Raw genomic sequence first — 25,073 nt, 5'->3', positions numbered from 1 at the left:
ATAACTCAGACGCCGTCCGTGGGCTCGCCTTCGTACCGGATCCCGCCGACGTACGGCCAGGCGTTCGGCAGGCAGCCGTCCAGCCCGTACGTCTGCTGCTGCATCACCGGGGCGGGCGCGCCGGGCTCGGGACACGCCTGGTGCAGTTCGCCGAACTCGTGCCCGACCTCGTGGTTGATCACGTAGGTGCGGTAGACCTCCAGCGGGGCGCCGTAGTCGGGCACCGCCGTCATCCACCGGGCCAGGTTGAGCACGACCCGGCCGGGCAACCGGCAGGAGGTGTACCGGTCGGTGCGCAGGCCCCCCTCGGCGCACATCCGCTCGGAGGTGACGGGGGTGGCGAGGTAGACGGTGAAGTCGGCGGCAGCGGCCTCGGGCACCCGCTGCACCCGCAGGTCCCCGGACGCGATCCAGCTGCGCGGGTCGCCGAGTACCGCGTCCACGGTGGCGGCGAACCCGTCGGCGTCCTGCCCCGTACCGTGCTCGACCTCGACCCGGTAGCGGCGCAGCGGGCCCTCCTGTCCGCGTACCGGGGAGCGGCCCTGCGCCACCGCGAACGTGCCGGGGCCGGCGGTGGGGTAGCCGGTCGGCGCCGCGGCCGGGACGTCGGCCTCGGCGCCGCGCGCCAGCGACGGTTCGGCGGCGAGTGGCGTCCCCGTGTGTCCGGCCGGCGGCGCGTTCAGCCGGGTGATGCCGAACGCGCCGCTGCTCGCCGCGAGCAGCATCGCCAGCAGCAGGACCGAGCGGCGGCGGCGACGGCGCATCCGGCGCAGCGTGGGACGCTCGGGTGGCGGCGCCGCAGGTCTGTCGTAGGGGGACGACGAGGTCATGCCTCCAGCGTCCCATGCAATTCGGGCATTTAGCTGCTTTTGCCGCCTATGCCGCGAATCTTCTTCACCATTTGCCGCTCAGAGCGACGGCCCCGTGTACCGCTTCCCGCCCACGTAGGGCCACGGATTCGGCCGGCAGCCCTTGAGGAACAGCGTCTGCTGCTGCATCACCGGCGCCGCCCGGCCCGCACCGGGGCACCCCTCGTGCCGGTGCCCGAGCTGGTGGCCCACCTCGTGGTTGACCACGTAGAGCCGGTACGCGTCCAGCGGCATCCCGGCGTCGACCAGGTGCGGCGCCGAGGTCCGCCACCGGGCCAGGTTGATCACCACCTTGCCCGGCACCCGGCACGACGTGTACGGCACCCCGCCCACCCGGATGTCGATCCCGCCCGCCCCGCACAGCCGCCCGGCCGTGTCCCGGGTGGCCAGGTAGATCGTGAAGTCGTGCCGGTCGCCCGGACCGACCCGCTGCAACCGCAGCGTGCCGCCGTCGACCCAACTGCCCGGGCCGGCCAGCGCGCGCTGCACCGCCTCGCCGAACGCGCGGACCTCCTCGCCGGAACCGTTCTCCACCGCCACCCGGTAGCGGCGCAGCGTCCCCGAGCGGCCGAGCACGCCGCTGGTCCGGTCGTCGTACGCGAAACTGCCCCGGCCCTTCGCCGGGCCGGGGTCGGACAGCGTCAGCACCGGCGCGGCCGGCGAACTGGGCACCACCGGAGGCGACGGCGGGACGCTCGGCGTGGACGGCTCCCGCGTGGGCGCCGGCGGCTGGGCGACGAACCCGTCGGTGACCCGCGTCCCCGCGCCCGCCGACGGCAGTTGCACCGCCACGCCGACCCCGACCGCGGCGGCGGCGACGAAGGCGCAGACCACGAGCGCGGTACGCCAGTGACGAAACGAGGAACGGGTACGGGCGGCACGAGGACGGCGGGAGCTGGGCATCCGGCTCAGCCTGCCATGTCACGCCCCGTTCCGCTCTCCCCCATGCCGGTGCTGAACGACGGTGTCGCCTCGGCGAGCAGCCCGAGCACCGCCCGCGCCACGGTCCGGGGCACCTCCAGCTGGGCCACGTGCCCGACACCGTCGAGCATCAACAGCCGGCTGTCCGGGATGACCCGGGCCGCCTGCGGCGCCACCCGCACGTCGACCAGCCGGTCCTGCCGCCCGCCCACCACGAGCGTGGGCGCCCGTACCGCCGCCGCCTGCCGCCACAGCGCGCCCTCCCCCGGCAGGTACGACCGCAGGAAGGTGCCGACCAGACCCCGGAACGTCCGCACGTACGCGGCGGCGTAGTGGGTCGCCTCGTACCGGACCCGGATCTCGTCGATCGCCTCCTGCCGGCGCTGCTCGCTGATCCGGGTCAGGTCCGCCACGCACGCCTCCATCACCTGCTGCGCCGTCACCTCCGGGCTGAACTGGGCCAGCCGCCAGGCGGCCAGCCGTTCGCCCCGGGGGATCGCCAGCAGCGGGAGCATTCGCCCCTGCAACGAGCGCCGGAAGTCCAGGAACGGCAGCGCGGGCGAGACCAGGGTGAGCGTGCGGACCAGGTCCGGGCGCAGCGCCGCCACCCGGACCGAGATCGCGCCGCCGAGGGAGTTGCCGAACAGGTGCACCGGCCCCCTGTCGCTGTGCTCGATCCAGCGGATCACCCGCTCGGCGAAAGCCGGGATCGTGTAGCGCGGCCCGGGCTCACTGCGGCCGAACCCGGGCAGGTCGATCGCCTGGCCGTCGAGCCGGTCCGCGAGCAGCCCGGCCAGGTCGGTCCAGTTCTGCGCGGACCCGCCGAGGCCGTGCACGTACAGCGCGGGCTCTGCGCCGGGACCGGTGGCCGGGGTGTCGCGGACGTGCACGAGCGTGCCGTCGAGGCGTACGTGCCGGCCGGGCCAGGGCGGCGGGACGTGGTGTGCGGGAAGGCTGTGCTCCGGCCACAGTGCGGCGCGTTTCATGTCTCCAGTCTTCCCCGGGCGGGGGCCGTACCGCACACCGGCGCTCAGGAGAGCAGCGCCTCCAGCCGCCGGTTCACCGCCGCGAGCGTGGCCCGCACGACCGCCTGCCGGGGATCCCCGGCCACCAGGGCCGAGCCGGCCAGCTGCTCCACCCAGCCGTCGCAGACCAGCAGCACCACGACCGTGGCGACCTCGCAGTTGCCGAACGGCACCACGGCGGCGTGCTCCACGAAGCACCGGCCCCGCTCGCCGGCCGGGACGCCCCGGCCGAGCAACTCGTCCACCGCGGCGGCGGCGGCCACCGCGCAGAGCCGCAGCACGTACCCGTCGACAGCCGGCCCGGTCGCGTGTCCCTCGGCCGTGCGGTCGCCCGCGACCAGGCGGACCTCGGTGGTGGCGTCCAGGCCGAACGTGCTGACCAGGACGTGCTCGATCACCACCCGGGGCCCCGGCACGCCGCCGGTGTCCAGCGGTCGCGACGGCGCGGTCTCCGTCGTGGTCATCTGGCCACCGGAGTACGACGTACCGAGCGTGACCGGGCTGCCGGTGGACATGCCGGTCGGCGCGGCGGCCAGCGACGTCTCGTCGACGGTGGCCCGGCCGCGGTGGGTGGCCTGCCGGCGGCGGCGCGGCGGCTCGTCGCCGTCGGCCGGCGCCTCGGCCGGGCGCGCGGCGCGGTCCGCACCGAACCGCGCGTCGCCGGAGCGGTTCGCGGCCGGGCGCGCCACACCGGTCCGCGCCGGCGTCTCGTCGCCGACCGGGCCGGGTTCGTCGCCGCGAGCCGCCGGCACCTGGGTACGCGCGTCGCCCGACTCGGACGGCGCGGCGTGGGCCTCGCCCGGTGCGGTGCGGGACAGGCCCGGCGCGGACTGCGCCCCGGGTGCCCGGGTCTCGCCGGAGCGGTCCAGCCGGGTCGACCGGCGGCGCAGCGGTGCCGGTGGCGGTACGGCGGGCGCACCGGGCAGGTTCTGCGGTGCGGCAGCCAGGCCCATCCGTTCCTGGAGCAGCCGGGCCACCACGCGGCTCACCTCGGCCGGGTCCGCGCCGTCGGCCAGGTCGAGCCGGAGGCTGTGCGCGCCGGCCGGGGTCCGGCGCAGCGCGGCGTCGCGGACGCCCGCCACCTCGCGGACCGCGTCGAGGATCGCGTTGACGTCGAAGCCCTCCGGCCGTTCCCGCAGCGGCGCGGGTTCGTCGTCGCGGCGCAGGTGGGTGGCGATGCGGGCGAGTTCGGGGGTCTCGGCGGACGGTTCCACTGCCGGTGGCTCCGGCACGACGGGCACGTCCGGTTCCGAGGGGACGCGCTGCGGCAGCACGGGGGACGGTTCCTCCGGTCGGGGCTCGGCGACCGCGTCGGCGGCCGGCACCGGTTCCGGTGCGGACCGGCGGGCCGCGTAGGGAGGGGCGCTCGTCGGGTGGGGCGCGGGTGGGCGATCGAGGCGCGGCGGGCCGCTCGTGGCGGGCACGCCTGACGTCGGCGGGGCGAGGGCGGCCGCTTCGACGGGCGGCGCCGGGGGGAATCCGCCGGGCGGCGCGGGCGGGGCACTGGACACCGGCGGCGCACCGGGCGCGGGCGGGGCACTCGTCGGCGGCGGACCCGGGGGCGTGATCAGCGGGGCGACCGGCACCGGCGGCCCGGCCCAGGAGGGCCGCTCGTAGCCGTGCGGCGGCTCGGCGTCGCCCCGGGGCAGCCGGAACGGCCGGGTCGCCTCGGGCGTCGGCTCGGGCGCGGCCGGCGGCTCGTAACGGCGGGCCTGCTCGGGCCCGGTCCCCGGCTCGTACGGCCGGGACGCCTCGGACTCGGCGGGCGGCGGGTACGACCGCGTCGCCTCGGGGCCCGGTGCCGCCTCGGCGCGCAGCGGCTCGTACGGCCGTACCGGCTCGGCGCGTGGCGGCTCGTAGGCGGCGGGCGGCTCGACGCGGGCCGGCTCGTACGGCCGCACCGGTTCGGGCGCCCACTCGGCCGCGCGGTCGTCGCGGGCGGTGCGGTGGGCGGCGCTGTCGTCCTCCCACTCCCGCCGCTCGGCGGCGGGCTCCTCGGCGCGGCGGGCGGGTGGCTCCTCCGGCCCCCGGGCCGTGGGCTCCTCGGGCCGGCGGGCCGGCGGCTCGTCGGTGCGGGCCCAGGGCGGGGCCCAGCCGTCACCCCAGCTGGGGCGGTTCCAGGACGGCCCCGACCAGTCCGGCTCGGCGGCCCTCGGGTCGTCGCCGGCCGGCTCCCGGGACTCGGCGGCGGCCCGCGGCTCGGCGGCAGCCGCCCGGCCCTCGGGCGGGTGCGCCTCGCCCGCCGCGTGCTCCGGCCGGCTGGTGGCCGGTGGCGGGGTGGCGGGGCGGTCGGCCCAGCCCCGGGACAGCGAGGGGGTGGATTCGGTGTTCGGGGCGTGGAAGCCCGGCGGCACCTCGAAACCGGAGGCGGCGGCGCCGACCGGCGGGACCTGGAGCGCCGGGGGCGCGGAGGTCGGCCCGCTCTCGGCCCAGCGCGGCGCGCGGGCGGACGGGTCGTCGGCGGCGTGCCGGGAGCCGGGGGCGTCCCCCGGGTCGTTCGGCTGCTCGATCGTGGGCGCCGGGCGCGGGGCCGGTACGGCCAGCCGCTCGCCGTCGGCGGACCGGGGCGGTTCGTCCGCGGGCGGGGCACTGACCGGCGCCTGGCGGGTCACTGGTGACTCCTCCCCGGCGTGGTGCACGCCGTTGACGTGGCGGCCGTTGACGCGGCCCGGTTCCGGCGCGGAGTGGCCGGGCAGCGGGGCCGGCAGGTCGCCGTGCCGGGGCGAGGAGGCGGCCCAGCCGCCGAGGTCGCCGTAGGGCCAGCCGCCGGGCGCCGGAGCGCCGCGGGACCAGCCGTTCGCCGGGGGCGCCCAACCGCCGCCGGTACGGGCTGGTTCGTCCTGCTGGCCCGTCCCGTCGCCGTGCTCTCCCGGGGTGGCGGCTCCGGGTTGCCCTGTTTCACTCACCGCGCGCTCCTTGGTCGCCCCCGCTGAGGCTACCGTGTGGTGACAGTGGCGATAAGTTACAGCGGCGGGCCAATTCCGCGACGGGTTCACGAACCCGGACCGGTTCGGGTGATACGTGCCGGCTCGTACGCAGATACTCGGAGGATCCGATGACCGCAGTGGGGAACGGTGCACAGACCGCCGGTCGGCCCACCCGCCTGCCCCGCTCGGCGCGCCGTAAGCAGCTGCTCGCCGCCGCTCAGGAGGTGTTCGTCGCGCAGGGCTACCACGCCGCCGCGATGGACGACATCGCCGAGCGGGCCGGCGTCTCCAAGCCGGTGCTCTACCAACACTTCCCCGGGAAGATGGAGCTCTACCTGGCGCTGTTGGACACGCACTGTGACGCGATAGTGGCCAACGTGCAGGACGCGATGAGCGGCACCAACGACAACAAGGAGCGGGTCGGGGCCGCGGTGCGCGCGTACTTCGACTTCGTCGACCACGAGAGCGAGGCGTTCCGGCTCGTCTTCGAGTCGGACCTGCGCAACGACCCGGCGGTGCGGCAGCGGGTGGAGCGGGTCGAGCAGGGCTGCATCGCCGCCATCACCGACACGATCATCTCGGACACCGGGGTCAGCCGGTCGCACGCCGAGCTGCTCGCCTCGGGCCTGGTCGGCGCCGCCGAGACGGCCGCCCAGTTCTGGCTGGCCGGTGGCCGCCAGGTGCCCAAGGCGGAGGCCGAGGCGCTGGTCGCGGCCCTGTCCTGGCGCGGCATCGCCAGCTTCCCGCTGCAAGGTGAGTCAGCCTGAACATCGGGCCGCCGGATCGGATAGCCTTCCCACGGTGGCTTTTTCGCCCCAGTTGAGGAGGCACAGTGGAGGTCAAGATCGGCGTGCAGTACGCGCCGCGGGAGCTGGTCCTGGAGAGCGCGCAGTCGCCGGCCGAGATCGAGCAGATCGTGACCGACGCCTTCGCCAAGAGCGAGGGCACGCTCTCCCTGACCGACGAGAAGGGCCGGCGTGTGATCGTGCCGGTCGGCAAGGTCGCCTACGTCGAGATCGCCGAGGCGTCGCCTCGCGCGGTCGGGTTCACCGTCCGCTGAGTCCCGCGGCACCGGCCGCCGTGGCGGGCCTCCCCGCCACGGCGGCTCAGTTGTTCAACCCGGCCGCAGTCATCCGCGCGGTGTGCGCCTCGGTCAGCCGGCGCAGCAGCCCCGGTACGTCCCCGCCGGTCCGCCCGATCAACGCGACGAACGCGCCCCGGTCGGCGGCGGCCACCCGGCCCGCCTGGGACAGCGCCTCACCGAGCAGCCGGCGCGCCCACATCGACAGCCGCCCGGCGGCCCGGGGATCGGCCTCGATCGCGGCCCGGATCTCGGCTCCGGCGAACTCGGCGTACCGCGAGTCGTGCAGCACGTCGAGCAGCAGCGCCCGGTCCGGCCCGGTCAGGCCGTCGGCGATCCCGCGCAGGAAGTCGTCGGTGATCGCGTCCCCCACGTACGCCTTCGTCACCGCCTCGGCCCAGTCCCGCGGCTCGGTCGAGTCGTGGTACGCCCGCAGCGCCTCGACGTAGGGGGCCATCGCCTCCTCCGGCGTGACCCCCCACGCGCCGAGCCGGTCGGTGAGCCACCGGTAGTGCGCGATCTCGGCGGCGGCCATCTCGCTGAGCGCGGCGCGGCGGCGCAGGTCGGGCGCGAGGCGCGCGTCGGCGGCGAGGCGGTCGAACGCGAGCAGTTCGCCGTAGGCGACGAGCCCGAACAGGTCGATCGCGGCGGGGTCGGGGGCGGTGGGTCCGGAGGCGGCGGGGGCGGACATCAGCGCAGGCTACCGGCGGCCCCGCTGTGACTCAAGTCACAGCGAGCCGCCCCGCGCGCACGGCCACCACCTGGGAATCGGGACGACTCAGGGGCCGTTCAGGTAGGATGAGACAGTTGCCGTGGGCACCGATTCGGTCACTTGCTGATCAAGACCGGTCCCCGACGCGCGTGCGGCCCGGTCCGGCTCGGCGAAATCGCCAGTGACCGCGTGGCCCGCGCCACACCGATCGCGCCCTGAGGACCTGAGGGGCGCACCACGAGAGGGCACCCCCAAATCCATATGAGCGAGCAGATTTCCGGCCAGCCACTGGCCCCCACCGCTCCGGTCCCCCCGGAGGCACCCACGTTCGCCGCGCTCGGCGCGCGGCAGGAAACCGTCGAGGCGCTGGCCGCCGCCGGCATCACCCGCGCCTTCGCCATCCAGGAGTACGCGCTGCCGATCGCGCTGCGCGGCGTCGACCTGATCGGCCAGGCGCCGACCGGCACCGGCAAGACCCTCGGCTTCGGCATCCCGCTGCTGGAGCGGGTGTTCGCCCCGTCCGAGGGCAGCGACGGCGTCCCGCAGGCGCTCGTCGTCGTACCCACCCGTGAGCTGGGCATCCAGGTCGCCAAGGACCTCGACGCCGCGGGCCGCACCCGGGGCGTCCGGGTGCTGCCGATCTACGGCGGCGTGGCGTACGAGCCGCAGATCGAGGCGCTGCGCAAGGGCGTCGAGATCCTGGTCGGCACCCCCGGCCGCCTGCTGGACCTGCAGAAGCAGAAGCACCTGCGGCTCGACCGGGTCCGCGCGCTCGTCCTCGACGAGGCCGACCGCATGCTCGACCTGGGCTTCCTGGACGACGTCGAGAAGATCCTGTCGATGCTGCCGGAGGACCGGCAGACCATGCTGTTCTCGGCCACCATGCCGGACCCGATCGTCGCGCTGTCCCGGCGCTTCCTGCGCCGGCCGGTGACCATCCACGCCGGGCACACCGCCGAGACCGGTCCGTCGCCGCAGACCAAGCAGCTCGCGTACCGGACGCACTCGCTGAACAAGGTCGAGATCGTGGCGCGCATCCTGCAGGCCGAGGGCCGCGGGCTGACCATGATCTTCACTCGTACCAAGCGGGCCGCCGACCGGGTCGCCGAGGATCTCGACTTCCGCGGCTTCGCCGTGGCCGCCGTGCACGGCGACCTCGGGCAGGGCGCGCGCGAGCGGGCACTGCGGGCGTTCCGGGCCGGCAAGATCGACACGCTTGTCGCCACCGACGTGGCGGCGCGGGGCATCGACGTCACGGGCGTCACGCACGTGATCAACTACGACTGCCCCGAGGACCAGGACACCTACACCCACCGCATCGGCCGTACCGGCCGGGCCGGGGCCACGGGTTCCGCCGTGACGTTCGTCGACTGGGACGACATGCCCCGCTGGCGGATCATCGACAAGACGCTCGGGCTGGACATGCCCGAGCCGCCGGAGACGTACCACACCTCCGCGCACCTCTACACGGACCTGGGCATCCCGACGGACGTCAGCGGTACGCTGCCGACCGCCGAGCGCACCCGCGCCGGCCTGTCCGCCGAGGTCGAGGAGGACCTGGGTGGCGGCGGCAGCCGGTCGCGCCGGGGCGCGCGGCGTGGCGACAGCCGGGGCCGCGAGCGCGGCGAGCGCGACCGCGGCCGTGGCCGGGGCGGCGAGGGCGGTTCGTCCGCCGGTTCGTCCTCCGTACAGGCCGACACCGGGGACGACGAGACCTCGCGTACGCCGCGTCGTCGGCGTCGCCGCCGGGCCGGCGAGACGGTGGCCGGTGAGCCGACCGCGGTGATCGGCACCGAGGGCGCGGCCGAGACCGCCGCCGCACCGCAGCCCACGGAGGGCGACGCCGCGAGCACCAAGCCCCGTCGTCGTCGCCGGCGCCGCAGCGGCAGCACCGGTGCGCCCGCCGAGGCCACGAACGCCGACTGACGCACACCAACGGATACGGCCTCCCGGACCCCGGTCCCGGAGGCCGTCCCCATCCCGCCCCCTCATTGCGACGATCATGAAGTTGACGGCGCGACACGCCATGCTCACGGCCGCCAACTTCATGATCAACCAGTCGGTGGCGGTCGACGGCGGCGGCGGGGCGGCCAGGAAAGGTAGGAACTGATGCCGGAAGCGCTGGACTCGGCGCTGGCCGAGGTGCGGGCGTTGCTGCTCGCGCCCGGGCTGACCCGCGCGGTCGCCGCCGGGCGACGTCGTGGGCAGCGTCCCTCGGTGGTACGCGCGGAACTGCGCCCGGTCACGCTCAAGGCCGGTCCTCGCCTGCAGATCGCCGTCTCCGACGGGTCACGGCCGCACACCCGCAACGTGGCACCCGGTACGGAGGCCGGCGCGGCGGTCGACGAACTGCTCGCCGAGCCGTTCGGCAACTGGCACGTGGAGACCGCCGACGCCACGCTCCAGCTCCGGGTGACCAAGTCCGGCGAGGCCCAGGTGCACCGCGCGGCGGCCAGCCGTCCGGCTGCCGAGCCGGGCGGGCACGACCGGCCCAAGGAGTGGCTGCTGGACCCGGGCGACCCCCTGTTCCGGGAGATCGGCGGATCGGCGGCCAAGCGGCGCCAGGTCGACGCGTTCCTGCGCGCGCTCGCGGCAACGCTGCCCGACGACCTCACCGGCCCGTTGCGGGTGGTGGACCTGGGCTGCGGCAACGCGTACCTGACCTTCGCCGCCTACCGCTACCTGGTCCAGCGCGGCCTGGACGTGACGCTCGTCGGGGTGGACGTCCGCGAGGACCAGCGCCGCCGTAACACGGAACTGGCCGAGCGGCTCGGCTGGGCCGACCGGGTCGGCTTCGTGGCCGGCACCATCGCCGACGCGTCCGTCGAACCGGCGCCCGACCTGGTGCTGGCGCTGCACGCCTGCGACACCGCCACCGACGAGGCGCTGGCCCGGGCGGTGCGGTGGAACGCCCGCTGGGTCCTCGCCGCGCCCTGCTGCCACCACGACCTGGCCGCCCAGCTCCGGGCCGGTCAGGCGCCGGCGCCGTACGAGCTGCTGACCCGGCAGGGCATCCTGCGGGAGCGGTTCGCCGACGTGCTCACCGACTCGCTTCGGGCCGCGTTGCTGCGCCTGCACGGCTACCGCGCCGAGGTGGTGGAGTTCGTCGACTCCCGGCACACGCCGCGCAACCTGCTCATCCGGGCGCGGCGCACGGCCGGCGCGCCGACCGACGGGCAGCGGGCCGAGTACCGCGAGCTGGTCGGCCAGTGGGGTGTCACGCCCCGGCTGGAGACGCTGCTGGCCGAGGCCGGCTGAGCCGTGGCAGCGGGGCGGCCCTACCGCCCCCGGTCGCCCCGGTTGCGGTCGCCCCGGTCCAGCACCGACACCCGCTCACCGCCGCCACGGTTCGGCCCTCGCTCGCCGTCGTGCGACGCGCTCGGGAACGGCACCACCTTCCCGGCATGCTCGGCGTTCCCGGCGGCGGCGAAGGCGTTCCACGAGATGTCCACGAGCAGCCGCTTCAGCTCCGCGTGCCGGTCGGCGGCGTTGCGCTGCAACGCCAGGCGCGCACCGAGCACCACCGAGGCCAGCGTCGTGCAGATCGCGCCGGTCGCGGCGATCAGGTGTACGCCGGTCGCCTCGCTGCCGCGTACCGCCAGCACCAGCAGCCAGATCCAGAAGCCGAGCGCGAACACGGCGGCTTTGGCCACGAAGAAGACGCTCACCGCGCCGGGGCGATGCGGTACGGGACGGTCCGGCTCGGCCATGCTTCTCCTCCATCGACTCCCAGGGTTTCCTCAGCCTATTACCCGAAGTGCATTACCCGAAGCAGGCTTCCGTAGTTGAGTCCCGCCGACGAGACCTCCGGACCGATCAGTCAGTTACTTCTCCGGTTCGGCGTACTAGGCTCGATGCGCGAGCCGGGCCACCGGAGGAAGGGGACAGATCCACCAGGGATGGGTTCCGCAGACGTTTCGCCTCAGATGGCCTTCGCGCGCTTCGTACGACGGGCCATCGACGCCGCGCGCGAGGAGCGCGGCTGGACGGTGACCGACCTCGCCACCCACACCGGTGTCGGCCGTTCCACGGTGTTCCGCTGGCTGGCCGGCGACTGGCAGGACTACCCCGAACTCGCGAAGGTCCGCGGCTTCTGCGCCGCCCTCGACCTGCCCGTGGCGGCCGCGTTCCGCGCGCTGGGCCTGCCCGACGCCGGGCCGGTGCCCCGCCGCCGGGGCGCCGAGGACGGCCCGGTCGAGGCCGACGTGCGGGTCATCCTGGACCGGCTCGCCGACCCGAACGTGCCCGCGGAGGAGAAGCACCACATCCGCGATCTGCTCCGCTACCTGGCCCGCCGCCCGGTGCGCCGGGCCGGCTGACCGCCCGGCCCGCCCGGGACTCAGGCCACCGTCAGCGTGAACTCGGCGGTCCGCACCACGCCGCCGACCTGGAAGTCCAGGAACATCCGGTAGCTACCAGGCCCCGGCGCGCTCAGCCAGAACGTCACGTCGTCGCCGTCGCGCACCGGCTCCGGGTGCACGTGCAGGTAGCCGAGGTCGCCCTCGCGCAACGCCACCAGGTGCCCGTACGCCCCGAGGTACGGCTCCAGGGACGCCGCCGCTCCGTCCGCGCCGGTGACCCGGAACCGCAGCGGCACCGACTTCCCCACCTCCGGCGTGCCCGCGTACGCGACGGTGAATCCGTCGACTGTCGCCGACGTGGCGTCGGCGGGCAGCGGCCGTGGCCGGTACGCGCCGGACGCGGTCAGGTCGGCGCCGAGCACCACGGCGACCTGGCGGCCGTCGTCGGCGACGGCGGTGAAGTCCGCGTACATCCGCCAGGGGCCCGCCTCCGGTGACGCGATCGGCACCGACCAGGTCCCGTCGGCGGCCATCGTCGGGTGGAGGTGCCGGTAACCGCTGAGGTCACGACGGACCATGATCACGTGCATCGGCTTGTCGTGCACGACGGCGAACCGGGTGACCGCCCGGCGCTGGTCGTCGCGGATCTGGAAGCGCAGCTCACCGGCGCGGTCCGCGACCAGTTCGGTCGACGGCACCAGCGTGTAGCCGGCCGAGGTGATCGACAGCCCGGTCGCGCCGTCGCCGCCGCCCTGGGTGACGGTGGCGCCGTCGTGCGTGTGCGCGCCGGTTCCGGGTGAGTGGGCGTGCGCGCCGCCGTCGGCGCCGCCCGTGGCGCCCCCGCCTGCCGTCGCGGGCCGGGCCGGGCCGGCCGGCGCGTTCATCCGCCCGAGGCCGAAGCCGAGCAGGACGGCGAGCACCAGGCCGCCCACCACCAGGGCCAGCCGCAGCGTCTCCCGGTCCACCACAGCGGGAGCAGCGTCACCGGACCGCGCAGCGTTCCCGGGCCGTGCCGCGGGAGCGTCGGAGCCGGTCTCGGGATCGTCGGGGACGACGCCGGTGCCGGACGTGCCGGACGACGACTCAGGCACCGCCGCCGACCAGCTCGTAACCCGCCTCGTCCACGGCGGCACGCACGGACTCGACAGACAGCGGCGCCGCGCTGGTGACGGTGGCGGTGCCTCCGGTCAGATCGATCCGGACCTCGTCGACACCGGGCAGCGCGGACAGCTCCTCGGTCACCGCCTTGACGCAGTGTTCGCAGGTCATCCCGGTCACGGTGTACGTCTGGACGACGGGTCGCTGCTCGGTCATGACCCCACGGTACCGCCGCCCGGGTGCCGGCCCGACGACGGTCCGCCGACGGTGGCGACGCTCGCATTCCGCCCGGCGCGGGAACTTTCCGCGCCGGCCGGGAACGTCAGCCGGCCACCGCGAGCGCCAGCGGCAGCACGTCCGGAGCACCGGCCCGGCGCAGCAGCCGCGCCGCCATGGCCATCGTCCAGCCCGAGTCGACCAGGTCGTCCACCAGCAGCACCGGCCCGTTCAGCCCCGGCAGCGCGCCGGCCAGTTCGTCGGGCAGGTGGAAGGCGTCGTGCAGCGCGCGTACCCGCTGGGCGCTGTTGCCGCGCGGCCCGCCACCGCCGGACGGACCGGCCGGGACGACCTGGCCGAGCAGCGGCAGCCGGCCCACGGCGGCGATCCGCTCGGCCAGCGAGCCGACCAGCACCGGTCGCGTCCGGGAGCCGACGGCGACCACACCCGCCGGCCGCCGGGGCCACGGGTCGTCGCCGTGCGCCCACGCCTTCAGCACCTCGACCACGGCGGCCACCACGTCGTCGGGCACCGGGCCGTCCGGCGCCTCCGGCCCGGCCAGCCCGCGCAGCCGCCCGCCCCACCCCAGGTCGGACAGTCGCCCCACGGCCCGGCCGGGCAGCGCCTGCTCCGCCGGGGGGATGCGGCCCTTCAGGGGTACGCCGACAGACTCCAGCCCGGTCGGCCAGAGCTTCTTGGGCGGGATCGGCACGCCGGGGCGCCCGAGGAACGTCTGCGCGGCGGTCAGCGCCGCCTCGGAGACCTCGGCGTCGAACAGCGGGCCGGCGCAGTTGTCGCACCGCCCGCAGTCGGCCGCCCCGGTGTCGTCCAGCCCTTCCCGCAGGTAGCGCATCCGGCAGCCGGACGTCGAGGCGTACTCCCGCATGGCCCGCTGCTCGGCGGAGCGCGCGTCGGCGACGCGCCGCAACCGGGCCTCGTCGTAGACCCACGGCTCGCCGGTGGCGAGCCAGCCGCCGCGCACCCGGCGGACCGCGCCGTCCACGTCGAGCACCTTGAGCATCAGCTCCAGCCGGGCCCGGCGTAGGTCGACCACCGGTTCGAGGGCCTGGGTGGAGATCGGCCGTTCGGTGTCCAGCGCGGCGAGCACGGCCCGGACCTGTTCCTCGGGCGGGAAGGCGAGCGAGGCGAAGTACCGCCAGATGGCCGCGTCCTCCGCGCCGGGCAGCAGCAGCACCTCGGCGTGTTCGACGGCCCGGCCCGCGCGGCCGACCTGCTGGTAGTAGGCGATCGGCGAGGGCGGCGCGCCCAGGTGCACGACGAAGCCGAGGTCGGGCTTGTCGAAGCCCATGCCGAGCGCGCTCGTGGCGACCAGCGCCTTGATCTTGTTGTCCAGCAGGTCCTGCTCGGCGGCCCGCCGGTCGGCGTCCTCGGCCTGCCCGGTGTACGACGCGACCGACCAGCCCCGCCCGCGCAGGAACTCCGCCGTCTCGGTCGCCGCTGCCACGGTGAGCGTGTAGACGATGCCCGAGCCGGGGAGCCGGTCCAGGTGGTCGGCCAGCCAGGCCAGGCGGTGTGCCGGGCTCGGCAGATCGAGGACGCCGAGACGCAGCGACTCGCGGTCCAGCGTGCCGCGCAGCACCAGCGCGTCGCCGAGCTGCTCGGCCACGTCCTGGGTGACCCGGGCGTTGGCGGTGGCCGTGGTGGCGAGCACCGGCGTGCGCTCGGGCAGGTTGGCCAGGAACGTGCGCAGCCGCCGGTAGTCGGGCCGGAAGTCGTGCCCCCAGTCGGAGACGCAGTGCGCCTCGTCCACCACGAGCAGCCCGGTGGTGGCGGCGAGCTTCGGCAGGACGCCGTCGCGGAAGTCCGGGTTGTTCAGGCGCTCCGGGCTGATCAGCAGCACGTCGACGGCACCGGCGTGGATCTCGGCGGTGATCTCGTCCCACTCGTCCAGGTTCGCCGAGTTGATGGTGCGCGCCCGGATGCCGGCCCGGGCCGCGGCCTCGACCTGGTTGCGCATCAGCGCCAGCAGCGGCGAGACGATCACCGTCGGCCCGTGCCGGTTCCCCTCGCGCAGCAGCGCGGTGGCCACGAAGTAGACGGCCGACTTGCCCCAGCCGGTGCGCTGCACGCACAGCACCCGCCGGCGGTCGACCACCAGCGCCTCGATGGCCCGCCACTGGTCCTCGCGCAGCCGGGCGTGGTCACCCGCCAGCCGCCGCAGTACCGCCTCGGCGCGCTCCCGGACGGCCATCCGATCCTGGCTCATCCGGCATTCTTACCAGGGAGGGCGGACGACTCCGGCGGCCCGGACGGTGGCGCGGGCGGCTGCTGCGGCGCCACGGGCGGCAGGAAGACCAGCAGCTCGCGCAGCGAGTCGGTCGCCGCCGCCGGCAGCAGGCACCGGGCGGCCAGCTCCTCCATCGAGGTGTACGGACCGCGCAGCCGCCTGTCGACCACCACGTGCTGCGCCTGCGACCGGGTCAGTCCCGGCAGCCCGGCGATCACCTGGTCCGGCACCGAGTTGACGTCCACCAGTCCGCCGTCGTCGTAGGCGCGGGGCAGGTCGGGGCGCCCGATGCGCAGGTCGTTGCGGGCCGACGGGTACTGGTAGAGCAGGTAGCGGGCGTACTCCCGGCGCAGCCGGTTGCGGTTGGCGTACGGCCGCCCACGCCAGAGGCCACGCAGCCAGGCGTGCAGCCGGCCGTTGAGCAGCACCACGTGCGGGACGCCACCCAGCCAGGCGGTCAGCCAGACCATCAGGAGGCCGATCTCGAACGCGGTGGGTTCCTCCGACTCGCTGCTGCCGAGGACCGCCACGAACGTCACGGCCACGGTCAGGTAGCAGACCGCGGCGACGACGCTGCCCAGGCCGCGTCGCCAGATTCCGTACAGCAGCACCACCAGCCAGGTGAGCATGCCGAACGAGAGCAGGGCGGTGAGCGCGCCGCCCACAGTCGCGACGACGCTGAGCCATCCGGGCACACCGGCCGGACGCCTGGTCGGCGGCACGGCACCGAAAGGCGGCGCGACAGGGGACGGAACCCAAGCCGGCACGCCGGTCGGCGACTCGGCGGACGGTGGCGGCCGGACCGGACCGCCCGGCTGTGCGGAGACGGTGAACTGGACCGGAACGGTGAGCTGCGCCGAGACCGCGGACCGGGGCGCAGCGGTGGGCGGAGGCGGGTTCTCGGCCGGGTTCGCCGGCGGCGGCTGGGCCGGTGCCAGGAGGTCCGGGTCGGCGCGCAGGATGCGCCGGTGCAGATCCTGGAGCGCACCGCCCGGCTCGATGCCGTACTCGTCGCGGAGCAGCCCGGCGTAGTCGCGGTAGGCGGCCAGCGCCTCGGCCTGCCGTCCACTGCGGTGCAACGCCAGCATGAGCTGGTGGCGCAGCCGCTCCCGGACGGGGAACTCGGCGACCAGCTCGACCAGCCGGCCGACCAGCTCGCCGTGCCGGCCGTCGGCCAGCTCCAGGTCGACACGCGTCTCCAGGGCGACCGCGCGCAGCTCCACCAGCCGGTGCCGGGCCGCGTCGAAGTACGGCCCGGCGAACCCGGTGAACGGCTCCCCCTGCCACAGCTCCAGGGCGGCGCTCACCTCGGCGAGCGCCTCCTCCGTACGCCCGGCCGCCTGGGCCGACCGCGCGCGCCGTACGCCGCGCTCGAAGCGCACCACGTCCACCGCCTCGGGCGGCACCCGCAGCAGATAGCCCGCGTCGGTGAGGGTGAGCACCCGGGCCGGCGTACGCGGTGACCGGTCGGGTTCCAGCACCCGGCGCAGACCGGCGACGTGCTTCTGCACCACGTTGAGGCCGTTCACCGGTGCCTCGTCCGGCCACACCGCCTCGACGATCTGCCCGCTCGGCACGGGACGGCCGGCGGCGAGCAGCAGCACGGCCAGTACGGCCCGCTGCTTGGCCGGCCCCAGATCGAGCTGACGGTCGCCGTACCAGGCCCGCTGCGGGCCGAGCACTTCGAAGCGCAGCGCCTCTGACATGCGAGTTTCCGCCCCCGTGTCGCCTGCCGGCACCCACTGTGGCCGACGGCAGTCGGACGGCAGCATATCGGCAGCGATGCCGCCGTGACGTCTGACGATACTTACCCGGCAACAATCACCTGGGAAAGTGAGTCGAACACCATGACGCAGCGATTCGGTTCCGCCGGCAACCTCCGGCGGATCGCGGCTCTCGCGACGGCCGTGCTGGCCACCACCGTCCTGTCCGCGGGGTGCGGGACCGGGGACGCCTCCGAGGGCGCCGGACCGGCGCCGAGCCCGTCGGCCGACCCGAAGGCCGCGCTGCTGGCCGCCGTGCCGGACGAGAAGGACCCGGCCTTCCGGTTCTCCACCATCGAGGGCACCGAGAAGTTCGACGGGCTGGTCGACCCGGCGGCGCGCGGCGTGGAGCTGACCGTGTCGGAGAAGGACCCCGAGTTCACCATGGGAATGACCTTCCGCGTGATCGAGGACGACATCTGGGTGCGCGTCAAGATCACCGGCATGCCCGGCCTGCAGGAGGCGATGAAGCTGCCGAAGCGCTGGATGCTCCTGGACCGCACGAAGCTCGACGACGCCTCGGAGGTGCCGGTCTACCAGAACGCCGACCCGGCCAACACGGCCGCTGTCATCCGGACCGCCGAGACGGTCGAGGATCGGGGCAACGGCACGTACGGCGGGTTCGCCGACCTGACCGCCAACGCCGACATCCGCGAGAACTTCAGCACGGTGGACGTGGCCGCGCTGGGTGAGGCGGCGAAGAAGGTGCCGTTCACGGCCGTGGTCGGGCCGGACGGGAACCTCACGTCGCTGACCCTGGACGTGCCGGCCGCCGGCAAGACGAAGGCGATGAAGCTGGTCGCCAAGTACTACGACTTCGGCAAGGCGCCGAAGCTCACCGCGCCGACGGGTTCGCAGGTGCAGAAGGCGCCGGCGTCGGCGTACGAGATGCTCAACGGCTGAGGACGACGTACGCGAAGGGGCGGTGGCCACACGGGGGGCCGCCGCCCCTTCCGCGTGTCAGCGGCCGAGCACGGAACCGCCGTTGACGCCGAGCACCTGCCCGGTGACGTACCCGGCGGACGGTCCGACCAGGTAGCGCACTGCCGCCGCGATGTCGTCCGGCACTCCGGCCCGGCCGACGAGCGTGGCGGCGACCCGCTTGGCGTGGCCCTCGGGCGTCATCCGGTCGCCGAAGAACTCGGTCTCGGCCACGTAGCCGGGGCTGACCACGTTGACGGTGATCCCGTCGGGTCCGAGCTGGGCGGCGAGGTCGTACGCCCAGCCGTGCAACGCGGCCTTCGCGGCCGAGTACGGCCCGGCGCCGCCGCGCTGCGCGGCGATCGAGCCGAGCAGGACCACCCGGCCGCCGGGACGGCGCAGGGCCGGCAGCAGCGCCTCGGTGAGCAGGACGGCGGTGAGCACGTTGGCGTCCAGGTTGGCCCGCCACCAGTCCGCCACCCCGCCGAGCGAGTCGGTCGCCCCGTGGAGGTAACCCCCGGCGTTGTTGACGACGGCGTCCACGGTACGGTCCCCGACCGCGTCCACCACCGCGCCGACCTGCCCCGGATCGGTCAGGTCGGCGGCGACGGCGCTGACCGCACCGTCCCGCCCGGCCTCGGCACAGATCCGCCGCGCGGCGGCGTCGAGCACGTCCCCCCGCCGCCCCACCACGAGAACGTCGAACCCGTCCTCGACGAGCCCGCGCGTCACCGCAGCCCCGATCCCGGTCCCACCCCCGCTGACCACAGCCAGCCGCTGCTCCCGCTCCCCCATGAGGTCTCCCTTCCCGCATCCCCGCCCGGGCCCTGTCCCGCGCGATCATGAAGTTAGCGCCATCGGACACGGCGTGTCGCGGCGTTAACTTCATGATCGCCGGAGCAGAGGTGGGCGGGGCGGGAGCGGGTCAGCGGGTGCGGCGGAGGGCGGTCAGGACGGGGGTCAGGCGGGTTCGCAGGCTGGCCAGGCCGCCGGGGAAGAAGTAGACGGCCAGGATGAACACCGTGCCCAGGACGAACAGGGGCTGGCTCAGCGGGTGGCTGAGGAACGCGGGCAGGCTGTTCACCGCCTCGCTGCTGCCGAACGCGGTGAGCCGGTGGTCCAGGTACATGTAGAGGACGCCGCCCAGCACCGGCCCCCATCGCGTACCGGGGCCGCCGAGCACCACCATGACCAGCAGCGACAGCGTCAGCTCCGACGAGGTGATGTGCGGGCTGGCGCCGCCGACGATCAGCACGTAGACCACCCCGCCGGCCGACGCGAGGCCACCGGCGAGCGTGAACGCGACCAACTTGAACCGGTACGGGTCGAGCCCGAGCACCCCGATGCGCCGCTCGTCGTCGCGCAGCCCGGCGAGTACCCGCCCGGTCGGCGAGGCGCTGACCCGGTGCACGACCAGGACCACTATGGCCAGGTACGCCAGCGCCAGCCAGTACAGGTTCACCGTGTTGGTGACGCCCACCAGCGCCGACGGCAGCCCGGAGACGTCCAGCGGCAGGCCCTCCTCGCCGCCGGTGAGGCCGCCGAAGTCGCGGGCCACCAGGATCGCCCCGACCTGCGCGAACGCCAGCGTCACCATGGCGAACGCGATGCCGACGGTCCGCAGGGCCACCGCGCCGAGCAGCGCGGCGAGCGTGGTTCCGCCGATCACCGTGAGCACGGCCGCCTGCCACAGTGGCAGCCCGGCCTTGGTGACCAGGATGTCGGTGCCGTACACCCCGGCGGCGAAGTAGAGGGCGTGGCCGAAGGAGAGCATCCCGGTACGCCCGAACAGCAGGTCGTAGCCGGCCGCGAGCCCACCGAAGACCAGGCAGATGGCGAGCAGTTGCAGCGTGCCGGGCGAGTTCAGCGGCCCCTCGAAGATGCCGGGCAGGTTCAGCGTCGAGTACGGCAGCACAGCCGCCACCACCAGAGCCACCAACGGCAGGTACGGACGCAGGCCGTGCCAGCGGGAACGCCCGGGAGTCAGTTCGTCGGGCACCTGCGCCGGAGGCGCGTCGACCACCGAGTTGGTCATGCGTGAGCCACCTTTCCGGCCAGGCCCTGCGGACGCAGCAGCAGCACCACGGCGAGCAGACCGACCACGCACAGGTCGCCCAGCCCGGACGTGCCGTAGTAGTTGACGAACTGTTGCAGCAGCCCCACCGCGACCGCCGCGTACGCGGACCCGACCACCGAGCCCATCCCGCCGATCACCACCACGATGAAGGCGAAGATCAGCAGCGACCCGCCCTGTCCCGGCGACACGGTGCCGAAGTAGACGCCGCCGAGCGCACCGGCCAGCGCGGCGGCGGCCCCGCCGATCGCGAAGACCAGCGTGAACGCCTTGCGCACGTCGATGCCGAGCGCCGTCACCATCTCCCGGTTCTCCACGCCGGCCCGGATGATCAGGCCGTACCGGGTCCAGCGCAGGAACGCCAGCAGCGCGCCGAGCACCACCGCGGCGGCGACGATCAGCAGCAGCCCGGCGTTCGGCACCTGGGCGCCGAGCACCGATGTGACGCCCCGGCTCCAGTCCGGGCGCGGGAACGGCCGCGGGTCCGCACCCCAGGTGGCCTGGAGCAGCGCCACCCCGGCGAGCGACAGGCCGACGGTGACGAGCACCTGCTCGATGGTGCGGGAGTAGAGCGGCCGGATCAGCACCAGCTCCACCAGCACCGCGACGAGCGAACCGGCCAGCACACCGAAGACGACGGCGAGCACGAAGCCGAACCCGTCCGGTCCGGCGCCGGGCAGGTTGCCCGAGGCCCACCAGGTCGCGTACGCGCCGACGCCGAGGAACAGCCCGTGCGCGAAGTTGAGCACGTCGGCGAGGCCGAACACGAGGGACAGGCCGGAGGCCACGAGGAAGTACAGCGCCGCCAGGCCGAGCCCGGTCAGCGTCAGCAGGACCACTGTGTTCACGCGTGCACCTCCCCGGAGCCAGAACCCACACCGAGCAACGACTTCGTCAGCGCCGTCTCCAGCAGCAGCTCGCGGGCGTCGCCGGTCCAGGCGACCTTCCCGGCGGAGAGCACCACCGCGTCTGTGGCCAGCCGCCGTACCACCGCCAGGTTCTGCTCGACCAGCAGCACCGGCACGGATTCCGCCACCCGTTCCAGCACCTCGGCCACCTCGGTCACCACCTTCGGCGCCAGCCCTTTCGTCGGCTCGTCGACCAGCAGCAGCCGGTTGTCGTTCAGCAGCACCCGGCCGATCGCGAGCATCTGCTGCTGCCCGCCGGACAGCGAGCCGGCCCGTTGCCGTCCGCGCCGCTCCAGCTCCGGGAAGAGCGCGAAGACCTTGTCGTACGCGGGCGTGACGCCCCGCCGTTCGGCAAGCCGCAGGTTCTCCGCGACGGTGAGCCCGGCGAAGACGCAGCGGTCCTCCGGCACGTAGCCGAGGCCGTCGCGGACCAGCCGGTGGGTGGGGCGGGCGAGCAGGCTGCGGGCACCCATGCGGACGCTTCCGCGCACCTCGCCGCGCGGCGTCAGCCCGACGATCGCGCGCAGCGTGGTGGTCTTGCCGACGCCGTTGCGCCCGAGCAGCACCGTCACGCCTGTGGGCGCGACCTCGAACGACACCCCCTGGAGGATGTGCAGTCCGGCGATCCGCACGGACAGGTCCGCCACGGACAGGACAGGTTCGGTCATTTAGAGCGCCTCCCCCAGGTACGCCTCCTGCACGGTGGCGTTCGCCATCACCGTGTCCGGGGTGTCGCAGGCCAGCAGCGCGCCGTGGTGCATCACGGCGATCCGGTCGGCCAGCTCCAGGATCACGTCCATGTGGTGTTCCACCATGAGCACCGCCCGGCCGCTGTCCCCGGTCAACGACTTGATCACGCTGACCAGCTCGGGTACGTCCTCGGCGCTCACCCCGGCCATCGGCTCGTCCAGCAGCATCACCCGGGGCTCACCGGCGAGCAGCAGCGCGATCTCCAGCTTGCGCTTCTCGCCGTGGGCCAGGGTGCCGGCGAGCGCCGTACCCCTGTGGTGCAGGCCGACCCGGTCGAGCGCCGCGTCGGCGGCGGCGGCCACCTCCCGGTCGGCCGCCGCCCGCCGCCACAGCTTCATCGAGCCACCCCGGTGTGCCTGTACGGCGAGCCGGACGTTCTCCCGCACGCTCAGCGAGCCGAAGACCGAGGACGCCTGGAAGGTACGCCCCAGGCCGAGCCGGGCACGCCGGTACGGCGGAAGCGCGGTGATGTCCGCGCCGTCCAGCAGGACCGTGCCCTCGGTGGGCCGGCGCAGGCCGGTGATCAGGTTGAACAGGGAGGTCTTGCCGGCGCCGTTGGGCCCGATCACGCCGAGGAACTCCCCCGGCGCCAGATCGAGGTAGACGGAGTCGACGATGGCGACCTCACCGATCCGCCAGGTCAGACCGCGGGTGGCGAGCATCGGTCAGCCCTTCATCTGCGCGACCGGCGGCGCGCTCTCGTCACCGGTGAGCGACTTCTGCGCGGTCGCCGTGAAGGCGGTGCCGCTGCCGGAGAGCTTCGCCTGGTACATCGGCTGGAGCAGGGCGTGGTCCTCAGCGCGGATCTTCATGGTGCCCTTGACGCCCTCGAACTCCCAGCCCTCCAGCGCCGTGACCATCTTCTCCACGTCGTCGCCGCCCTCCTGCACGGCGCGGACGACCATCTGCGCGGCGGCGAACCCGTCCGGGTGGAACAGGTCGAGCGTGCCGCCCGGCACCTTCGCCTTCGCGGCCTTGGCGGCCTCGGTGTCGCTGGCGCCGTCGAAGTAGTGCGACAGGAACGAGATCTTGCTGCCGGCCGCGCCGAACGTCGGCCACGAGGCGCGGATGTCCAGGCCGGTGACGACGGTGGTGGAGGCGAGGACGCCCTGCTGGTCGAGCGTCTGCCACATGGCGCCGGCGGTGGTGCCGGCCCAGGCGACGAAGAGCAGGTCCGGCTTGGCGGCCTTGATCTGGCTGGCGAACGGCGTGAACTCGGTGGCGCTGGCCGGGGCCCGTACGCTGCTCACGTCCGCACCGGCGCCGCCGATGACGGCCTTGACGGCGGCCTCGTTCGCGTCACCGAACGCGCCGTCCTGCGCGAACACCACGACCTTCTTGCCGCCCGCGTCGCCGATGAACGACCGGGCGGTCACCACGTCCTGCCACGACTGCCGGCCGGAACGGAACGTGTACTTGTTCGCACCGGTCACCGCGTCCGTGGCGGCCGGGCCGGAGATGAACAGCACCTTGTTCTGCGCGGCGATCGGCGCGACCTGGAGCGCCACCCCGGAGGAGGTGGACCCGGCGATGATCTTCGTACCCTTGCCGATCAGGTCCTTCGCGGCGGACACGGCCTTGGCCGGGTCGCCCGCGTCGTCGGCCTCGGTCACCTCGATCGTGCGGTCACCGACCTTGCCGGTGCCCTTCGTGGCGAAGTCGAGGCCCGCCTTGAAACCCTCGATGTACTGCTTGCCGTAGCTGGCGAGCGGCCCGGACTGGGAGTAGACCAGACCGACCTTGACCGGGGCGGCGTCGCCGCCGCCGGATGCGGTGTCCTGCGGGCTGCCACAGGCCGTGGCGGCCAGAGCGACCGCCACCGAGGTGGCGGCGGTAAGGAACACCCGTCGCGTGTGCCGGATCGTCATTGCGACTCCAGGTGAGGACAGGGGGAATGTCAGTTGTCGGCTCACGCTAGAAGTGACGTCACCCACGGGCTATGTGGTCGGCGCACACAAGTACCCGTGACGGGATGGCCGCACGTTACAACGGCGGACATCGACACGTAACCGCACCGACCCGGGATGGCCACACCCACCACGCGCACCTCGCCGGGAATGTCGCCCCACGCCATCGCGCGTCGGTCACCGCCCGCCGCAGTCCCCGTCGTGGTCGGCCGCCCGTGCACATCGCCGGCCACCGTCGCGCGGGCGGTCGCACCAGACCCAGTGGCGTACGGACTGCTCGTCCTCCCGCGACACGGTCGTCCCGGCGCGCTCCACGTCGGCCAGGAACCCGAGCGCCCGGCAGATGGCCCGCGCGAACCCCCGCGCGCCGTCGAGATCGGCCGCGAGAACCGGCAGGTGTACGACGAACCGCTCCCGGCTCACCGCTGCGCGCCCGGTGTGAACCGGGACTGCCAGCTCCTGAGCGCCGCCTTGATGCGGGTGTTCTCCTCGGCGTACCGGGACGCGTCTCGCCGGGCCAGCGCCAGGTCACCCGCCACCCGGTAGAGGAAGGCGTGCACCTCCGCCGGGTCGAGCCCGTGCCGCACGGTGCGGAACCTCCGCTCGCGGATCTGCCCGACGCTCAGCGGCCGGCACGAATCCGATCGGTACCAGCCCTGGTTGGGCGAGCCGCCCTTGCCGCGTCGCCGGGATGGCTGGAACAGGTTGAGCACGTTACGCACGCCGATCCTCCTCACCGAGCCGTGGAGGCGGCCCGCCTGCAGACAGGGGACGCGGGCGGGCCGCCGACCCCGAGACCGCAGCCCGTTCGGCGGTACGACCCCGGAGCCCAATCCGGGTCCGACTCCCGAGGTTTGCCGAACCAACCGGAGCCGGACGCGGTCAGCCTACCCAAAATACCTGTGTAGATCGAGCGTCCACATCGGGCTTTCCGCTTGTTGCAGTTACTGGTGTAGGCCCGGCATGATCGGAGGTGCCGAACCGACCGGAGTCCTCACCATGCCTACAGCCGAAGCGCCGTATCGTCAGATCGCCAACGAACTCGCCGCAAAGATCAAGAGTGGCGAGTTGAAGCCCGGCGACAAGTTGCCCTCGACCCGTGAACTCGCCGAAGCCTATGGCGTCCACATGAACACGGCGTCCCGCGCCCTGTCATTGCTGCACGATCGCGAGCTGATCACCGGCCAGCCCGGCCGAGGCACCTACGTAGCCGAACCCCCGGCCTGATCAACTCCACTACGCCGAAGTGGCGGCATCATCGCGCCCGGAAGCAGCCACTCCCCCGAAGTGGCGCCCGCCCCGCGCGACAAGCCCGCCCGCCACCGCCCACCACCGTCGATCTTGGAGTTGTG

Annotated in this window: 25 protein-coding genes; 7 read left to right on the top strand and 18 right to left on the bottom strand. The window is 74.3% G+C overall.

Annotated elements, in window-relative coordinates:
- Positions 1-5: 5 nt before the first annotated feature.
- The 4 genes from O7604_RS12540 to O7604_RS12525 all read right to left on the bottom strand — a co-directional run bounded on the left by O7604_RS12540 (position 6) and on the right by O7604_RS12525 (position 5,721).
- The gene (locus O7604_RS12540; RefSeq protein ID WP_281579712.1) at positions 6-830 is read right to left on the bottom strand and encodes a DUF3152 domain-containing protein; all 825 of its coding nucleotides are present in this window, start codon (positions 828-830) and stop codon (positions 6-8) included.
- Positions 831-908: 78 nt separating this feature from the next.
- On the bottom strand, positions 909-1,772 hold the full coding sequence (locus tag O7604_RS12535) for a DUF3152 domain-containing protein (RefSeq protein WP_281579711.1): 864 nt from the start codon (positions 1,770-1,772) through the stop codon (positions 909-911).
- 5 nt (positions 1,773-1,777) lie between these two features.
- Positions 1,778-2,776, bottom strand: coding sequence for an alpha/beta hydrolase (locus O7604_RS12530; protein WP_281579710.1), 999 nt, complete (start codon positions 2,774-2,776; stop codon positions 1,778-1,780).
- A gap of 44 nt (positions 2,777-2,820) precedes the next feature.
- Complete coding sequence (locus O7604_RS12525; protein WP_348651004.1) at positions 2,821-5,721, bottom strand: hypothetical protein; 2,901 nt, start codon at positions 5,719-5,721, stop codon at positions 2,821-2,823.
- A 149-nt stretch (positions 5,722-5,870) separates the two neighbouring features.
- On the opposite strand from O7604_RS12525, the gene O7604_RS12520 reads away from it, so the two are divergent.
- Together O7604_RS12520 and O7604_RS12515 are read left to right on the top strand one after the other, a co-directional pair.
- Positions 5,871-6,509 carry a TetR/AcrR family transcriptional regulator gene (locus O7604_RS12520; protein ID WP_013288691.1) on the top strand — a complete coding sequence of 213 codons (639 nt, stop codon included), beginning with the start codon at positions 5,871-5,873 and terminating at the stop codon, positions 6,507-6,509.
- Between the two features lie 65 nt (positions 6,510-6,574).
- Positions 6,575-6,802, top strand: coding sequence for a DUF3107 domain-containing protein (locus tag O7604_RS12515; RefSeq protein ID WP_013288692.1), 228 nt, complete (start codon positions 6,575-6,577; stop codon positions 6,800-6,802).
- Positions 6,803-6,848: 46 nt separating this feature from the next.
- On the opposite strand, the gene O7604_RS12510 is transcribed toward O7604_RS12515, so the two are convergent.
- On the bottom strand, positions 6,849-7,514 hold the full coding sequence (locus O7604_RS12510; protein WP_281579709.1) for a ferritin-like fold-containing protein: 666 nt from the start codon (positions 7,512-7,514) through the stop codon (positions 6,849-6,851).
- 282 nt (positions 7,515-7,796) lie between these two features.
- Here O7604_RS12510 and O7604_RS12505 point away from each other — a divergent pair, with 282 nt between their 5' ends.
- Positions 7,797-9,461: a DEAD/DEAH box helicase gene (locus O7604_RS12505; RefSeq protein ID WP_281579708.1), complete on the top strand. Its 1,665-nt coding sequence runs from the start codon at positions 7,797-7,799 to the stop codon at positions 9,459-9,461.
- A 183-nt stretch (positions 9,462-9,644) separates the two neighbouring features.
- A complete protein-coding gene (locus tag O7604_RS12500; RefSeq protein WP_281579707.1) occupies positions 9,645-10,793 on the top strand; it encodes an SAM-dependent methyltransferase in 1,149 nt (382 codons plus the stop codon).
- A gap of 20 nt (positions 10,794-10,813) precedes the next feature.
- On the opposite strand, the gene O7604_RS12495 is transcribed toward O7604_RS12500, so the two are convergent.
- A complete protein-coding gene (locus tag O7604_RS12495; RefSeq protein ID WP_281579706.1) occupies positions 10,814-11,245 on the bottom strand; it encodes a hypothetical protein in 432 nt (143 codons plus the stop codon).
- Between the two features lie 189 nt (positions 11,246-11,434).
- On the opposite strand from O7604_RS12495, the gene O7604_RS12490 reads away from it, so the two are divergent.
- Positions 11,435-11,854, top strand: coding sequence for a helix-turn-helix transcriptional regulator (locus O7604_RS12490; RefSeq protein ID WP_026268433.1), 420 nt, complete (start codon positions 11,435-11,437; stop codon positions 11,852-11,854).
- Between the two features lie 20 nt (positions 11,855-11,874).
- Here O7604_RS12490 and O7604_RS12485 read toward each other — a convergent pair whose 3' ends face one another.
- The 4 genes from O7604_RS12485 to O7604_RS12470 all read right to left on the bottom strand — a co-directional run bounded on the left by O7604_RS12485 (position 11,875) and on the right by O7604_RS12470 (position 17,104).
- Entirely contained in the window at positions 11,875-12,927 is a 1,053-nt protein-coding gene (locus tag O7604_RS12485; protein WP_281579705.1) for a hypothetical protein, read from the bottom strand.
- Positions 12,920-13,150: a heavy-metal-associated domain-containing protein gene (locus O7604_RS12480; protein WP_269703944.1), complete on the bottom strand. Its 231-nt coding sequence runs from the start codon at positions 13,148-13,150 to the stop codon at positions 12,920-12,922. Before O7604_RS12480 ends, O7604_RS12485 begins: the two co-directional genes overlap by 8 nt.
- 106 nt (positions 13,151-13,256) lie before the next feature.
- Complete coding sequence (locus O7604_RS12475) at positions 13,257-15,377, bottom strand: DEAD/DEAH box helicase (protein WP_281579704.1); 2,121 nt, start codon at positions 15,375-15,377, stop codon at positions 13,257-13,259.
- Positions 15,374-17,104 (bottom strand): BTAD domain-containing putative transcriptional regulator, encoded by a 1,731-nt coding sequence (locus tag O7604_RS12470; RefSeq protein ID WP_281579703.1) that lies wholly within the window; start codon positions 17,102-17,104, stop codon positions 15,374-15,376. Before O7604_RS12470 ends, O7604_RS12475 begins: the two co-directional genes overlap by 4 nt.
- Before the next feature lie 141 nt (positions 17,105-17,245).
- Here O7604_RS12470 and O7604_RS12465 point away from each other — a divergent pair, with 141 nt between their 5' ends.
- A complete protein-coding gene (locus O7604_RS12465) occupies positions 17,246-18,064 on the top strand; it encodes a hypothetical protein (protein ID WP_269703941.1) in 819 nt (272 codons plus the stop codon).
- 57 nt (positions 18,065-18,121) lie between these two features.
- Here O7604_RS12465 and O7604_RS12460 read toward each other — a convergent pair whose 3' ends face one another.
- The 8 genes from O7604_RS12460 to O7604_RS12425 form a co-directional block, all read right to left on the bottom strand.
- Positions 18,122-18,877 (bottom strand): SDR family oxidoreductase, encoded by a 756-nt coding sequence (locus tag O7604_RS12460; protein ID WP_281579702.1) that lies wholly within the window; start codon positions 18,875-18,877, stop codon positions 18,122-18,124.
- A 130-nt stretch (positions 18,878-19,007) separates the two neighbouring features.
- Entirely contained in the window at positions 19,008-20,117 is a 1,110-nt protein-coding gene (locus tag O7604_RS12455) for a branched-chain amino acid ABC transporter permease (RefSeq protein ID WP_281579701.1), read from the bottom strand.
- Positions 20,114-21,004, bottom strand: coding sequence for a branched-chain amino acid ABC transporter permease (locus O7604_RS12450; RefSeq protein ID WP_091426567.1), 891 nt, complete (start codon positions 21,002-21,004; stop codon positions 20,114-20,116). Before O7604_RS12450 ends, O7604_RS12455 begins: the two co-directional genes overlap by 4 nt.
- Entirely contained in the window at positions 21,001-21,732 is a 732-nt protein-coding gene (locus O7604_RS12445; protein WP_269703937.1) for an ABC transporter ATP-binding protein, read from the bottom strand. The genes O7604_RS12450 and O7604_RS12445 overlap by 4 nt, the downstream gene beginning before the upstream one ends.
- Positions 21,733-22,476, bottom strand: a complete 744-nt coding sequence (locus O7604_RS12440; protein WP_269703935.1) for an ABC transporter ATP-binding protein — start codon at positions 22,474-22,476, stop codon at positions 21,733-21,735.
- 3 nt (positions 22,477-22,479) lie between these two features.
- Positions 22,480-23,682, bottom strand: coding sequence for a substrate-binding domain-containing protein (locus O7604_RS12435; protein ID WP_281579700.1), 1,203 nt, complete (start codon positions 23,680-23,682; stop codon positions 22,480-22,482).
- Between the two features lie 216 nt (positions 23,683-23,898).
- Positions 23,899-24,144 (bottom strand): hypothetical protein, encoded by a 246-nt coding sequence (locus tag O7604_RS12430; protein WP_047894639.1) that lies wholly within the window; start codon positions 24,142-24,144, stop codon positions 23,899-23,901.
- Complete coding sequence (locus tag O7604_RS12425) at positions 24,141-24,443, bottom strand: DivIVA domain-containing protein (RefSeq protein WP_269703934.1); 303 nt, start codon at positions 24,441-24,443, stop codon at positions 24,141-24,143. The genes O7604_RS12430 and O7604_RS12425 overlap by 4 nt, the downstream gene beginning before the upstream one ends.
- A 277-nt stretch (positions 24,444-24,720) precedes the next feature.
- Here O7604_RS12425 and O7604_RS12420 point away from each other — a divergent pair, with 277 nt between their 5' ends.
- Positions 24,721-24,948 (top strand): winged helix-turn-helix domain-containing protein, encoded by a 228-nt coding sequence (locus O7604_RS12420; protein WP_064446847.1) that lies wholly within the window; start codon positions 24,721-24,723, stop codon positions 24,946-24,948.
- Positions 24,949-25,073 lie beyond the last annotated feature (125 nt).

Origin of the sequence: Micromonospora sp. WMMA1947, assembly GCF_027497355.1 — a bacterium.
Lineage (GTDB): Bacteria > Actinomycetota > Actinomycetes > Mycobacteriales > Micromonosporaceae > Micromonospora.
The sequence above is the reverse complement of the archived record's forward strand: the minus strand, read 5'-3'. Positions and strand labels throughout refer to the sequence as shown.

What these genes read in the sequence shown, in the direction of transcription:
- O7604_RS12455 (WP_281579701.1), bottom strand. Translation starts at nt 20,117, where the DNA reads ATGACCAACTCGGTGGTCGACGCGCCTCCGGCGCAGGTGCCCGACGAA.
- O7604_RS12480 (WP_269703944.1), bottom strand. Translation starts at nt 13,150, where the DNA reads ATGACCGAGCAGCGACCCGTCGTCCAGACGTACACCGTGACCGGGATG.
- O7604_RS12440 (WP_269703935.1), bottom strand. Translation starts at nt 22,476, where the DNA reads ATGCTCGCCACCCGCGGTCTGACCTGGCGGATCGGTGAGGTCGCCATC.
- O7604_RS12530 (WP_281579710.1), bottom strand. Translation starts at nt 2,776, where the DNA reads ATGAAACGCGCCGCACTGTGGCCGGAGCACAGCCTTCCCGCACACCAC.
- O7604_RS12505 (WP_281579708.1), top strand. Translation starts at nt 7,797, where the DNA reads ATGAGCGAGCAGATTTCCGGCCAGCCACTGGCCCCCACCGCTCCGGTC.
- O7604_RS12535 (WP_281579711.1), bottom strand. Translation starts at nt 1,772, where the DNA reads ATGCCCAGCTCCCGCCGTCCTCGTGCCGCCCGTACCCGTTCCTCGTTT.
- O7604_RS12465 (WP_269703941.1), top strand. Translation starts at nt 17,246, where the DNA reads ATGACGCAGCGATTCGGTTCCGCCGGCAACCTCCGGCGGATCGCGGCT.
- O7604_RS12470 (WP_281579703.1), bottom strand. Translation starts at nt 17,104, where the DNA reads ATGTCAGAGGCGCTGCGCTTCGAAGTGCTCGGCCCGCAGCGGGCCTGG.
- O7604_RS12500 (WP_281579707.1), top strand. Translation starts at nt 9,645, where the DNA reads ATGCCGGAAGCGCTGGACTCGGCGCTGGCCGAGGTGCGGGCGTTGCTG.
- O7604_RS12490 (WP_026268433.1), top strand. Translation starts at nt 11,435, where the DNA reads ATGGGTTCCGCAGACGTTTCGCCTCAGATGGCCTTCGCGCGCTTCGTA.
- O7604_RS12510 (WP_281579709.1), bottom strand. Translation starts at nt 7,514, where the DNA reads ATGTCCGCCCCCGCCGCCTCCGGACCCACCGCCCCCGACCCCGCCGCG.
- O7604_RS12420 (WP_064446847.1), top strand. Translation starts at nt 24,721, where the DNA reads ATGCCTACAGCCGAAGCGCCGTATCGTCAGATCGCCAACGAACTCGCC.
- O7604_RS12445 (WP_269703937.1), bottom strand. Translation starts at nt 21,732, where the DNA reads ATGACCGAACCTGTCCTGTCCGTGGCGGACCTGTCCGTGCGGATCGCC.
- O7604_RS12475 (WP_281579704.1), bottom strand. Translation starts at nt 15,377, where the DNA reads ATGAGCCAGGATCGGATGGCCGTCCGGGAGCGCGCCGAGGCGGTACTG.
- O7604_RS12520 (WP_013288691.1), top strand. Translation starts at nt 5,871, where the DNA reads ATGACCGCAGTGGGGAACGGTGCACAGACCGCCGGTCGGCCCACCCGC.
- O7604_RS12460 (WP_281579702.1), bottom strand. Translation starts at nt 18,877, where the DNA reads ATGGGGGAGCGGGAGCAGCGGCTGGCTGTGGTCAGCGGGGGTGGGACC.
- O7604_RS12495 (WP_281579706.1), bottom strand. Translation starts at nt 11,245, where the DNA reads ATGGCCGAGCCGGACCGTCCCGTACCGCATCGCCCCGGCGCGGTGAGC.
- O7604_RS12435 (WP_281579700.1), bottom strand. Translation starts at nt 23,682, where the DNA reads ATGACGATCCGGCACACGCGACGGGTGTTCCTTACCGCCGCCACCTCG.
- O7604_RS12540 (WP_281579712.1), bottom strand. Translation starts at nt 830, where the DNA reads ATGACCTCGTCGTCCCCCTACGACAGACCTGCGGCGCCGCCACCCGAG.